Source organism: Pedobacter sp. SYP-B3415 (genome assembly GCF_004138205.1).
GTDB lineage: Bacteria > Bacteroidota > Bacteroidia > Sphingobacteriales > Sphingobacteriaceae > Pedobacter.
In genome coordinates this window covers 39245-51511 of record NZ_RXNQ01000008.1, presented here as the reverse complement: position 1 = coordinate 51511, position 12267 = coordinate 39245, and the positions used below count along the sequence as shown (strand labels likewise).

11 protein-coding genes are annotated in these 12267 nt (G+C 47.1%); 3 read left to right on the top strand and 8 right to left on the bottom strand.

Translation table 11 applies throughout. The features are described 5' to 3' along the window. Positions 1–9 precede the first annotated feature (9 nt). The 4 genes from EJV45_RS05130 to truA all read right to left on the bottom strand — a co-directional run bounded on the left by EJV45_RS05130 (position 10) and on the right by truA (position 4489). Positions 10–1233 (bottom strand): FecR family protein, encoded by a 1224-nt coding sequence (locus EJV45_RS05130; protein ID WP_129714586.1) that lies wholly within the window; start codon positions 1231–1233, stop codon positions 10–12. A 92-nt stretch (positions 1234–1325) separates the two neighbouring features. Further along, positions 1326–1901 carry a sigma-70 family RNA polymerase sigma factor gene (locus EJV45_RS05125; protein ID WP_165304983.1) on the bottom strand — a complete coding sequence of 192 codons (576 nt, stop codon included), beginning with the start codon at positions 1899–1901 and terminating at the stop codon, positions 1326–1328. Positions 1902–1955: 54 nt separating this feature from the next. Next, positions 1956–3731, bottom strand: coding sequence for an ABC transporter ATP-binding protein (locus EJV45_RS05120; RefSeq protein ID WP_129714584.1), 1776 nt, complete (start codon positions 3729–3731; stop codon positions 1956–1958). Continuing rightward, positions 3719–4489: a tRNA pseudouridine(38-40) synthase TruA gene (gene truA, locus EJV45_RS05115; protein ID WP_129714583.1), complete on the bottom strand. Its 771-nt coding sequence runs from the start codon at positions 4487–4489 to the stop codon at positions 3719–3721. The genes EJV45_RS05120 and truA overlap by 13 nt, the downstream gene beginning before the upstream one ends. A gap of 78 nt (positions 4490–4567) precedes the next feature. Here truA and EJV45_RS05110 point away from each other — a divergent pair, with 78 nt between their 5' ends. Together EJV45_RS05110 and EJV45_RS05105 are read left to right on the top strand one after the other, a co-directional pair. After that, entirely contained in the window at positions 4568–5035 is a 468-nt protein-coding gene (locus EJV45_RS05110) for a DUF4293 domain-containing protein (protein ID WP_129714582.1), read from the top strand. A gap of 258 nt (positions 5036–5293) precedes the next feature. Beyond that, entirely contained in the window at positions 5294–7150 is a 1857-nt protein-coding gene (locus EJV45_RS05105) for a DEAD/DEAH box helicase (protein ID WP_240755206.1), read from the top strand. Positions 7151–7196: 46 nt separating this feature from the next. Here the strand turns inward: EJV45_RS05105 and EJV45_RS05100 are convergent, their stop codons facing one another. The 4 genes from EJV45_RS05100 to EJV45_RS05085 all read right to left on the bottom strand — a co-directional run bounded on the left by EJV45_RS05100 (position 7197) and on the right by EJV45_RS05085 (position 11405). After that, the gene (locus tag EJV45_RS05100; RefSeq protein WP_129714581.1) at positions 7197–7526 is read right to left on the bottom strand and encodes a hypothetical protein; all 330 of its coding nucleotides are present in this window, start codon (positions 7524–7526) and stop codon (positions 7197–7199) included. A 48-nt stretch (positions 7527–7574) separates the two neighbouring features. Next, complete coding sequence (locus EJV45_RS05095) at positions 7575–8573, bottom strand: NAD(P)H-dependent glycerol-3-phosphate dehydrogenase (protein ID WP_165304982.1); 999 nt, start codon at positions 8571–8573, stop codon at positions 7575–7577. Between the two features lie 75 nt (positions 8574–8648). Next, positions 8649–10010: an efflux RND transporter periplasmic adaptor subunit gene (locus tag EJV45_RS05090; RefSeq protein ID WP_129714580.1), complete on the bottom strand. Its 1362-nt coding sequence runs from the start codon at positions 10008–10010 to the stop codon at positions 8649–8651. Between the two features lie 27 nt (positions 10011–10037). Continuing rightward, a complete protein-coding gene (locus EJV45_RS05085) occupies positions 10038–11405 on the bottom strand; it encodes a TolC family protein (protein WP_129714579.1) in 1368 nt (455 codons plus the stop codon). 86 nt (positions 11406–11491) lie between these two features. Between EJV45_RS05085 and EJV45_RS05080 the strand changes: the two genes are divergently transcribed. Beyond that, positions 11492–12109, top strand: a complete 618-nt coding sequence (locus EJV45_RS05080; protein WP_129714578.1) for a polysaccharide deacetylase family protein — start codon at positions 11492–11494, stop codon at positions 12107–12109. Positions 12110–12267: the final 158 nt, after the last annotated feature.

Here is a 12267-nt window from a genome sequence, read left to right as displayed (position 1 = left end):
AATTATTGGTTAATCGTGGTTATATCGTTTGTTGGTTTCGTTTAAACTTACTTTCAGCGTCCGGTTATCTTCCAGTTTGAAGCGTACGTTGCCTGTTAGCTCAAGCATTTTCAGCACTTCAGATAAATTGACACGCCTTGAAATGACGCCGCTATACCTTTTCCTGTCTGCAATTGGGTTAGCTTCTGTTCTGATGTTGTACCAGCGGTCCAGCTGCCTCAGAATATCAGAGAGCGAGGTATTGTTGAACATAAACTGGTTATTTTTCCAGGCTATTGCTTCGGCCAGATCGGCCTGCCCGACTTTCATTCCGCCTGTCCAGGCTAAAAGTTGCTGACCGGGCTTCAGTTCACGCAAGCCCTCGGGGCGCCTGACCCTTACACTTCCCTCCATAAGGGTGATCCGGCTGAGGCTGGCATCCTGATACGTATTGATATTGAAATGCGTTCCCAGCACTTCAACCGTTTGTTCGTGTAGTGTTCCGGCATGGCTCTGCACTTTGAATGGCAGCGGACTGCCGCCTTCGCCGTCATAATGCATCACTTCAAAATAGGCTTCGCCGGATAGTTCGACCTGCCTCGGCGCCGGCATTCTTGCATTGAAAGATGCAGGATAACGCAGGGAAGATCCTGCATTTAGCCAGACTTTTGTACCATCAGGGAGTATAAGCCGGTATTGTCCGCCAAGAGGCGTTTCTATTTTATGGTATTCCCCTGCGTAACGCGCTGAGGCGGTATTCCTGTAATCAAGCTCTCCGGTATTTCTATTGCCAATACGCATGCCCGAAGGATCAAGAATTTCCGGCTTGTCGTTTCCGGTAAGCGCTACCTGGCTGCCGTCTGACAGAGTTAGCATGGCCGCATCTGCTCCCGGCAGAATATCGTTATCTTTTTGTGTATTCAGATGCGTAAACACGTTGGGCTGCACAGCACGGTTCTGGAGAAAAACGAGACCGGCTACGATCAGAGCAACAGCGGCAGCGGCGCCCAGCTGTACGGCAGGCCGTAAGCGCAGCCAACGCGGCCCGGGCTGCTTCCTTACGTGTTCAAGCAGGTGCGTTCGCATTTCTGCACCCATGGCTTCAGTTTCAGCATCGGTCAGCTTCGAACCGTTTTGCTCACTAAAACTGTCATAATAGGTATTGAGAAACTTATGCTCCGCTTCGCTGGCTTTGCCTGACGCATAACGGCGAACCATGGCGCGAAACGAATTTCTGAGCTTTTGCAACTTCATTAATTTGCTGGTATGTATAATGAAGTACGCGAAGACCTGAAAAATCCCAAGCCGGATTTCTTTTTTTTTAAATCGCGCAGGTATTTGGCAGTTTACCTAAGCAGAGAGCCGAGAAAGGTGCATATAATCAGGAACTGCTGAAGGCGAAGCCGCAGCAGGCGGGCGGCACTATGCAGTTGGTTTTGCACCGTTTTTCTGTTTAAGCACAGCTGTTCGGCTATAGCAGTGGTGCTATGCGCTTCGAAGTAATGAAGCTCGAAGATGCGCCTGCGTTTGGCAGGAAGCGCTTCTAAAAACAAGCGCAGCAGGTTTTGCATTTCATGATCAGCAAGCAGATCATCCGCAAGAAAACAGGAACTGATCTCGTTTTCAAACACATCTGCAAAATGCCCGGCATGTTTGGCAGTTTCTTTTATAACCTGAAATCTGATGGCCGTTCGCAGATACGCTTCGGGGTTTTCAACGGCAAGAACAGCACGCCTGTTCCAGATATCCATAAATACATTCTGAACTATGTCCCGGCTTTTTTCCGGATCGTTTAAGCGCTTGCAGGCCTGGTTAAATAATGCTTTCCAGTAGCGGTCATAGAGTCTTTCAAAAGCACGTTCGTCTCCCTGCCCAATCAAAAAGAAGAGTTCCTGGCTGCTGGTATCGGTTTGCTGAGACAAAATTGAAGCGTTGAACCCAAATATAGAGAAAAAACGCCCGGAATGTCACTTTTGTCAGACGGTTTTATCAATTCCGGTTGAACTGAATTGCAAATCGTACAATTTTTTATAGTATCCGCCAATTCTAAGCAATTCATGATGCGTTCCCATCTCCTTAATTTCGCCCTTATCGAGTACAATAATTTTGTCGGCTTTCTGAATTGTCGACAGCCGGTGGGCAATAACAATGGCCGTTCTTCCCTGCATCAGGTTATTAATGGCGTGCTGGATCATCAACTCTGTTTCTGTGTCAACAGATGAGGTAGCCTCATCCAGCACCAGAATGGCCGGATTGTGGACAAATGCCCGGATAAACGAGATGAGTTGCGCCTGTCCGGCAGAAAGCGTAGCGCCACGTTCCATGACATTATACTGGTAACCGCCCGGAAGTTTCGCGATAAAATCATGGGCTCCGACTTTTTTAGCAGCATCGGTAACCGTTTCCATGCTGATGCCCGGATGCCCAAGCGTAATATTGTTCAGAATGCTGTCTGAAAAAAGAAATACGTCCTGCAAGACGGTTGCGATATTACGGCGCAGATAATCAAGCCGGTATTCATGAATATCATGACCGTCGAGCAGGATGTTACCACGCCCGATCTCGTAGAAACGGTTTAATATATTGATGGTTGATGATTTGCCTGCGCCCGTTGCGCCAACCAGCGCCACGGTTTCTCCGGCGCGCACCTCGAAAGATAGTTCCTTCAGCACCCAATTCTCATCATTGTAAGCAAACCACACGCGGTCAAATATCACATTTCCTTCAAGCTTCGCAGGCGCAAGACTGCCTTTGTCAGGCGTATGCTCTTTCGTATCCAATACCTTAAAGACGCGTTCAGCGCCGACCATGCCCATCTGCAGCGTGTTAAATTTATCAGCCAGTTCGCGAATGGGTCTGAACAGCATATTGATAAAGAGGATAAATTCTGCAATGGTGCCCGGCGAAGCGTCAAATGGTTTAGCCAAAATGCTTTTTGCGCCATACCACACAAGTAAGCCGAGAGACATGGCTGATATAATCTCCACGACCGGGAAAAAGATAGAATAATACCAGTTTGAGCGGATGTTTGCATCGCGGTAACGGGAATTGATCTTTTTAAACTTGTTATATTCCTGTTTTTCGCGCGCGAAATATTGAATAATGGAAATTCCTGTAATGTGCTCCTGCAGGAACGTGTTTAAATTTGATACTTCGGCCCGTACAGATTGAAATGCTGATTTGATGGATTTCTGAAAAATCCGGGTTGCAAAAATAAGCAGTGGCATAGGAAGCAACACGACAATCGTAAGTTCCCAGTCTTCAAACGCCATCCATGCAATAATCACCGCTACCTGCAAAACATCGCCGATAATAACGATCAACCCTTCAGAGAAAATATCTGCGATTGTTTCAAGATCGGAAACAGTTCGGGTAATTAACTGGCCGATGGGTGTCTTGTCAAAAAACTTCAGACGCAAACGTGTGATATGGTTGAAAACCGATATGCGCAAATCCCGTATTACCGACTGGCCCAGATGATTGGTTAATAACGTATGCTGATATTGGATCAAAGACTGGAGTACAAGCAGCACCAGCATGACCACCATCATCATCACGAGACCATTGTGCTGATCCTGCAGAATGTAGTGGTCAAGCGTATACTTGATCAGCCATGGCCTTAGGGGGGCAACCGCAGCCAAAAGGATGGTCAGAACGACCGACCAGAAAAAAATTCGCCGGTACGGTTTGACGTACCCGAAAATTCGCTTCATTAAGCCAAAATCATATGCGTCGCCGGTTACTGCTGCCATTCGTTTACGTAGGGATAAGTTATGTTTACAAGATAGAGTCCGCAGGCAGGAACGGATTGACCGGCGTTGCTGCGGTTCCTGCTTTCAATAATCTGATCAAAAGCATCAGCCGAGAGTTTCGCCCGCCCCACGTCGGCCAGCGTACCAACAATCGCGCGCACCATGTTGCGCAGAAAGCGGTCTGCAGATATGGTGAATTGCAGCCCATTGTCTGGAAGCGCTGTAAACACCGCCTCGCTTATCCGGCAATTATTGGTAAATGTCTGGGTGTTCGATTTACTGAAGCAGGAAAAGTCAGTATGATGAAACAGCCTGGATGCCGCTTCATTCATGGCTGCCAGGTTCAGTTCGTCGCGCAGCAGCCATGAGCGCTGATGCCTGAAGGGATCTTTCCTGGTATGTATGAAATAATGATAGGTACGTGACGTAGCGTCAAACCGGGCATGGGCATCGGCCTGAACAGCAAATATGCGTTTCACTCCAATTTGATAGGGAAGTAATGCGTTTACGGCATGAACCTGTTGTTCTGCCCGGCCTATGCTTTCAGGAAGATCGAAATGTGCAAAAAACCGGGTCGCATGTACACCGGTATCCGTTCTTCCGCAACCCGTGGTCTGCACAGGCGTACGGAAACAGGTGCTGAGCGCACGGTCGAGCAATTCCTGTACAGAAACTGCATTGGGTTGTATTTGCCAGCCATGGAAGGACGTTCCATCATAGGCAAGCTCAATAAAATAACGCGTGGTGCTCAAAGTGATGCAAAAATACTTTTTTATCTATATTTAGCCTGCGGGCTTTTGTTTTAAATATATTTGCCCGGATTTTATTAAATTGATATGATACAAAGAATACAATCTGTCTGGCTGCTTCTGGCATGCCTGGTTTTTGTTGCGATGTTCTTTTTGCCGGTATTGAGCACGCAGGCAGGTAACACAACTTATCATTTTTATACAATCGGTATCAGCGCTACAGAAAACGGAAGCGTACCTGCCGGCCAGAAGACCGAAGTCTCTGCCGGTCTGGTGGTAGCAAATGTAATTCTTGCGCTTCTTTGTTTCGGCAATATTTTTCGCTTCCGGAACCGGCGCACGCAAAAGAGAATATGCCTGGCAACTATTGTGCTCTCGTTTTTCTTTATAGGCTCATGTGCAGTTGTGGCACAGGACCTGCCCGGTGGACTTGAGGGGGCGGTTTACGGGCCCGGTGCTTTTTGTCCGGCGATTGCCGTATTATTAAATATCCTGGCTATTCGCGGTATCAACAAAGACGAAAAATTGATTCGTTCCGCAGACCGGCTGCGTTAATCAGCAGTTTTGGCGGTTTGACAGGCGGCAAAATACGACTTCAGGACAGGGCGTATTTGTCAGCATTGAATAATCTTTTCCGACTTCAGATCTGATTTACGCCGGTGAAAAGAGGCCTTTAACCGGAATCAAGCCACAAAAGCGGTAACAGCGGTTCTTTTTTCCTGATTATTAAGCAGATGCATTTGCTTGCTATTTTCACGCCTCGTTAATAATGCGGGAAAATAAGCGTACCTTTGCGCCTTAATAAAATAAGACATGATAAACCCATTTCAATTATTGGGGATAAGTGATGATGTCGTTAATGCCATAAAGGAGCTCGGTTTCGAGCAACCTACGCCCATCCAGGAACAAGCGATTCCGGTACTGTTACAAGGCAATAATGACTTTGTTGGTTTGGCCCAGACAGGTACAGGAAAAACAGCAGCATTCGGCTTACCGCTGCTGGAACTAATCGACTTTAAAAGCAACAAGCCGCAGGCACTTATTCTGTGCCCTACACGCGAGCTTTGCCTTCAGATTGCGAACGACCTTAAAAATTTCTCCAAGAACCTGTCAAATGCGAACATCGTAGCCGTTTACGGCGGTGCAAGCATCGTGCAACAACTGCGCGAGATCAGGAACGGTGTTCAGATCGTTGTGGCCACGCCCGGCCGCATGCTGGACATTATCGGCCGCAAAGCGATCGATTTTTCAAACGTCAAACACGTTGTTCTCGACGAGGCTGACGAAATGCTCAACATGGGCTTTCAGGAAGACATCAATGAGATTCTTTCTACAACCCCTGAAGACAAAAAAACATGGCTGTTCTCAGCCACTATGCCTGCTGAGGTTCGCAGAATTGCGAAAAACTACATGGATAGTCCGGTTGAACTAACCATGGGAACCAAAAACAGCGGCAACGCCAATATTGAGCATGAATATTATGTAGTTCGTGCCCGCGAAAAGTATGATGCCCTTAAACGTATCGTCGACTTTAATCCGGATATTTTCGGCGTTGTTTTCTGCAAAACAAAACTGGATACCCAGGAAGTTGCCGAAAACCTGATCAAAGATGGTTACAATGCTGACGCACTGCATGGCGACCTTTCGCAGCAGCAGCGCGATAAGGTAATGAAGCGTTTCCGCGATCGCAGCATGCAACTGCTTGTTGCTACTGATGTTGCCGCACGTGGTATCGACGTTAATAACGTGACACACGTGATTAACTATGCATTGCCAGACGAGATTGAAAGTTACACACACCGCAGCGGCCGTACAGCGCGTGCAGGTAAATCCGGTATTTCAATCTGTATCATCAACGCTAAAGAAACCGGCAAAATCCGTCAGCTGGAACGTATTATCGGCAAGCCTTTTACCAAGGCAGAAGTACCGGGCGGTTTTGAGGTTTGCGAAAAACAACTGTTCTCCCTTATCCATAAAGTTCACAATGTTGAGGTAAATGAGAGCCAGATCGAGCAATACATTCCGCGCATTATGGATGAGTTTAAGGATCTTGAGAAAGAAGAAGTCATTAAACGTTTTGCTTCGCTTGAATTTAACCGCTTCCTTGAATATTACCGTGACGCACCTGATCTGAACGTTACTCCTTACGAGCGCGGAGAGCGTGGAGAGCGCGGAGAGCGCAGCGAAAGAGGTGAACGCGGAGAGCGTCGCGAGAGAGGCGAACGTCGTGGTTCTGCCCGCGACGGCAGTTACACACGCCTGTTTATTAACCTGGGCGCGGTAGATGAATTTACCCGGGGTGATATGTTGTCTTTTGTGTGCAACCATGCAAAGATCAGCGGAAAAAGCGTTGGTAAGATCGACCTGAAAGGTGTCTTCTCATTCTTTGAGGTTGAAAACGAGGTGGTGGATAAAGTGTTCGGCGGATTTAAATCTGTTGAATTTAACGGCAGAGATGTTCGTATCGAACGCTCTGGCGAGGCTGAAAGCCAGGGATTTGGCGGCGGCGGTGGTCGTCGTGAAGGCGGGCGCAGCTTTGGTGCACGCCGTGACTCAAACGGCGGTGGCTTCAGAGACTTCTCCGGCAAAAGTCGCTCAGACCGTTCCGAACGTTCAGACCGCTCTGGCGGATTCAATAAAAAAGAAAGCAGCCGCAGAAAAAAGTGGTAGTTTCTGAATAAGACAAAGGCCTGGCTAATTGCCAGGCCTTTTTGCTTTACTCTCCCGCAGGCCGGGTTCTGATCTGTGAAGGTTTAAGATATATTCTCGCGCCTTTTTTATTCACATAATATTTTTTGTTATCGGCATCGATATAAACGTTAGACCCATCGGGAGCCATTTTACCTTTCCAGGTTTTATCAGCAACCTTAGCGCTGCCTTTCACAGCAACCTCGGCCGTTTTGTTGCCAACAGCTTTGGCGCCTTTCTCAACCGCTTTTCCGGTTTTTTCTGCGGCCTTTTCAACCTTTGATTGTGCCTGTACACTTATGGTAGCAAAAACGCCAAAAGCAAGCGTCAGCAGACCGACGATGTATTTTCTTTTCATAGCCTGATTATTTTCCTGAATAAACAATGACTATAATCTTTTGTTTGCCTAGCTGAGTTCCTCTGCCAGAAGCTTCATTTCAATTACGGGCGACTGTTTTTCGTACAAAATCCGGTAAACTGCCCGGCAGATCGGCATATTAACCTGGTACTGCTGGTTAATCAGGTAAAGACAGCGAGAAGCATAATAACCTTCAGCAATCATATTCATTTCCAGCTGTGCAGATTTAACCGTGTACCCCTTCCCAACCATATTGCCAAAAGTCCGGTTGCGGCTGAACTGGGAATAAGCGGTCACGAGCAGATCACCCAGATAAGCAGATTCCTTGATATCGCGGCTGATCGGGTGAACAGCTTCTACAAAATCTTTCATTTCCCGTATGGCATTCGAGATCAGCACCGCCTGGAAGTTATCGCCATAACCTACGCCGTGGCAAATACCGCTTGCTACGGCATAGATATTTTTCAGCACCGCGGCATATTCAGTGCCGAATATATCTTCAGAAACATTCGTCTTAATGTACCGGGTGTTCAGCAGACCGGCAAAGATTTCCGCCTTCGCCGTATCGGTGCACGCAATCGTGAGATAAGAAAGTTTTTCAAGAGCCACTTCCTCGGCATGACAGGGCCCGCTCACCACAAGGATATCTGAAAGCGGGACATCATATTTTTCATGGAGAAACTCACCGATAATCTGGTTTTCATCGGGAACAATTCCTTTTATAGCAGAAACTATTTTTTTTCCTTCAAGCGCTGCGGCGTCAATACCCGTGAGCGCCTGTTTTAAAAACGCGGCAGGCACATTCATAATCAGGTAGTCAGCATGCCTGACTATTTCTGCCAGATCAGACGATATGTTTTCTTCGGGCACTTTTACCTCGACAGAACTGATGTAGTTGGGATTATGTTTGTACCTGCGGATGTGCGCAATCGCATCTTCATTACGCATCCACCAGAAAACCTCTTTCTCAGTTTCGTTGTCAGTAAGCATTTTGACCATGGCGGTTGCCCAGCTTCCACCTCCTATCATCGCTATTTTAGGCCTCATGTATCAATAATAAAAAGTCCCGGCTTAATGTTTTAAACCGGGACAAGTTAGATATTTCAGCTGTACTGCGGATGGCTACTTCTTGCCATCTTTATTAAACAACTGGTCTTTAGTCGTTTTTTCTACTTTCAGACCATCTTTCAACTTATTCTGAATAGCTGAATAAGGCCCCGTTACAATCTCCTGCCCTGATTTGATGCCGGTTTTAACAATGATATACTGGTCATTCTGGATACCGGTAGTAACTTCAGCTTTCTTGACCGTACCATTGCTGTTGTACAGGTAAACATACTGTTTGATTGTCTTGTCTGTAAGTTTATTTTTTTCCTGGCTGTCCTGCTCAGGGCGGCCATCGCGCCCGGCTGTTTCAGCTGCCTTTTTTGTATCTGTAAAGATCGATTGAATCGGCACAGAAAGTCCGTTTACAGACTCACTCTGAATGTCGACAGTTGCAGACAACCCGGGACGGAAAGGCGAGGGCAGATCTTTTGCACCCAGTTTAACTGAGGCATATGATTCAGGAATAATGCGCACTTTTACAACAAAGTTGGTAACCTGGTCTACAGAGGTGCTGGCAGCTGCCGAGCCGATATCTTTCGACGAACTTGCTATTTCGGTAACAACGCCCTTGAACTTTTTATCAGCAAACGCATCTACCTCGATCGTGGCGCTGTCACCAAGGTTAACCCGGTTGATATCATTCTCATTCACATCAACGTTTACTTCCATGGTGCTCAGGTTAGAAATGCGCATAATTTCCGTTCCGGCATTCTGCACAGTTCCAAGAATCCTGTCTCCGAGCTCAACAGACAGTTTTGAGATTACACCATCTACGGGGGCAAAAATGGTGGTCCGCGCCAGGTTGGCACCTGCTTCTTTTACGTTCGCACCAGATTCATTAAGCCCCGAACGTGCGCCCTGCACATTCGCCTTCAGCCTGGCTAAGTCGGCCTGGGCCGCCAGGTATGCAGCTTTTGCCGAATCAAATTCTGAGGCTGAGATTACTTTTTTCTTGAAGAGCTCGACGTTCCGTTTGTATGTAGCTTCCGTATTTGTAAAGTTGGCCTGAGCCTGTTTCAGCATTTGTTCTGAAGCGGCCAGACTGGCACGTTGTGTATTGTATGAGGCTACAGCCCGTTCGTATCCTGACTGCAGAACGTCTGGACGAACCTTACAAAGCAGTTGTCCTTTTTTTACGCGGTCTCCCTCTTTCACCAGCAGCTCCACTACCTCGCCCGATACTTCAGAGCTGAGTTTGACTTCGGTTTCAGGCTGGATCTTTCCGCTTGCAGTAACGGTCTCTATCACCTTTCGCGCACTGGCTTTTTCAACGGTGACTTTTTCGGTCTTATCTCCGCCGATTACGCCAGCCATACTCAGGCCGATTAGAATGACGAGGATAAATCCTACTGCAATTAAGATGTGCTTCAGTTTCATAATAGTATTGTATTGCCTTGTTTGGTTTTAGAATGTAATTTGTTTGCCCAGGTAATAATCGATCACCTTCGCCCTGAACAGCAGGTCATATTTTGCCCGGATAAAGTCGATTTCAGCATTGTTCCTGTTTGTGCGGGAAATGTTATAATCAAGCGAGTTAACAAGACCGACATTGTAGCGCTGTTCGATTACGTTGAACGCATCCTGCTGAGCCTTGAGCGTATTCTGAGTAGAACTGTACCGGCTTATGGCGGCTCTCTGATCTGCGATAGCCTGGGATACCACTTTATTTAAGTTGTTTTTTGTCCATTGCTCCTCGATCTTCGCGTTTTCATAACTAATCTTCGCCCGTTTTACTGAAGAACGCACCTGTAGACCGTTAAATACCGGAATCTGGATAGAAAGGCCTACATTCTGACCAAAGTTGTCTCTCAGCTGAGAATTGAAATCAGGATTTGAAAAATCGACCGGGAGATTAAAACGATAGAAATATAATGAGCCTAATCCGGCATTCAAACTAATCCTTGGAAAAATAGCCCCGCGCGCTACGTCAATGCCTTTTTCTGCCGCAAGCCTGTTAAACTCTGCCACTTTAACATCGGGGAAGACGTTGACAGTCGTTTTATACACTTCATCGACAGACTGCAGGTTTACATTTTGTATGATTTCTTCCGCCGTAGGCGCCTTTACGCTAAAAGGCTTTACATCTTCAGGCCTGATCTCCATCAGCTGATTAAGCGTCAGGTAAGAAATTGTGAGGGCGTTCTCGGCATCTGTACGGTTTAATTCGGCAGTTGCAACCTGGGCCTTTGCCTGCGAGATATCGGCGAGCGTTTTATTTCCCGCGTCAAGCAGGGCCTGTTCGCGCTGCAGCGTTTGTTTTGCTACGGCAAGCTGCTGCTCGGTAGACTTTAAGAGTTCGGTATTAAAAACGATCTGGAAGTACGCGGTCATTACCTGAAGGATCAGGTCATTCTTTGCCTTTTCCAGATTACTGCGTCCGGCATCAAGCAGAAGCCTGTTCTGTTTGATCGTGTTGATCTTTGCAAAGCCGCCAAATACATCCAGACTTGTAGACAGGCTTCCGCTTGCCTGGTAATTCTGCGTATTTTCGAAAACACCTGAAGCCTGCTGGCTACGGCCCCAGTTCATATTCTGGTTGATACCTCCGTTCAGACTGGGATAAAGCGCTGCACGCGACTGCAACAGGTCTACCTCTGCGCGTGATACATTCAGGCCGGTCTGCTTGATAGTCAGGTTATTTTTAAGTGTTCTTTCAATTGCCTCCTGAATGGTTAGTATTTCCTGCGCTGCAGCTGTTCCGGCTGTGGCAGCGACCATTGCGGTCATTAGAAATACCCTGGACACCAGGCTTTTGAATGTAGCAGTTCTCATATGTTAATTTTCACAATTATAGTATAAACAACTTTATTTATCTGTAAATTTTTAAGTACACCGGTACCAATTTATTACCTTTGGTTATGTATCTCGTCAAGACCCCAAGGCTGCTCAGGTGGTACTATCCGTCGCTCACCTGGCACAAGAGCCGCGAGCGGAAAGTTGTTTATCTGACCTTTGACGATGGCCCTATACCTGATGTTACACCCTTCGTTCTAAAAACTTTAAAGCATCATGGCATCAAAGCTACCTTTTTTTGTATTGGCGATAACATCATCAAGCACCCTAAGATCTATCTTCAGGTGCGTGATGCCGGGCACGCAATAGGTAATCATACCTTCAATCACCTTAAAGGCTGGGCTACAGATGATGCAAGCTACCTGGAAAACTTCCGTCAATGTCAGCAGGTCACTCAGACCTCCCTTTTCCGTCCGCCGTATGGCCGCATCAAAAAGTCGCAGATTCGTGCACTGCGTGCTGAGCTTCCCGGAATTAACATCATCATGTGGGATGTGCTCAGCGGCGATTTCGACACGAATTTATCGCCCGAAAAATGTCTTCAAAACGTGTTGCAACATGTTACAAACGGCTCTGTCATTGTCTTTCACGACAGCCTGAAAGCCTTTGACCGCCTGCAGTATGCGCTTCCCCGCACCATTGAGCAGCTTATTGCTGATGGTTACGCTTTTGAGGCCCTTTAACGCCGATGCCGCTTGCGAAACGCATGCCAGAACAAAAAAAGTAATCGGAATGATGGTTTACATAAAGCAGACAACAAATTAAGCTTCGGCGGTGTTCATTATTGCACAGGTGCTGGCCGAAAACGGACAGCCACCCAGTTATTTAGAACACTTCCAAA

Bases quoted from the DNA above. Each gene is read 5' to 3' on its own strand.
- EJV45_RS05130 (WP_129714586.1), bottom strand. From the start codon at position 1,233: ATGAAGTTGCAAAAGCTCAGAAATTCGTTTCGCGCCATGGTTCGCCGT.
- EJV45_RS05120 (WP_129714584.1), bottom strand. From the start codon at position 3,731: ATGGCAGCAGTAACCGGCGACGCATATGATTTTGGCTTAATGAAGCGA.
- EJV45_RS05110 (WP_129714582.1), top strand. From the start codon at position 4,568: ATGATACAAAGAATACAATCTGTCTGGCTGCTTCTGGCATGCCTGGTT.
- EJV45_RS05105 (WP_240755206.1), top strand. From the start codon at position 5,294: ATGATAAACCCATTTCAATTATTGGGGATAAGTGATGATGTCGTTAAT.
- EJV45_RS05100 (WP_129714581.1), bottom strand. From the start codon at position 7,526: ATGAAAAGAAAATACATCGTCGGTCTGCTGACGCTTGCTTTTGGCGTT.
- EJV45_RS05095 (WP_165304982.1), bottom strand. From the start codon at position 8,573: ATGAGGCCTAAAATAGCGATGATAGGAGGTGGAAGCTGGGCAACCGCC.
- EJV45_RS05090 (WP_129714580.1), bottom strand. From the start codon at position 10,010: ATGAAACTGAAGCACATCTTAATTGCAGTAGGATTTATCCTCGTCATT.
- EJV45_RS05085 (WP_129714579.1), bottom strand. From the start codon at position 11,405: ATGAGAACTGCTACATTCAAAAGCCTGGTGTCCAGGGTATTTCTAATG.
- EJV45_RS05080 (WP_129714578.1), top strand. From the start codon at position 11,492: ATGTATCTCGTCAAGACCCCAAGGCTGCTCAGGTGGTACTATCCGTCG.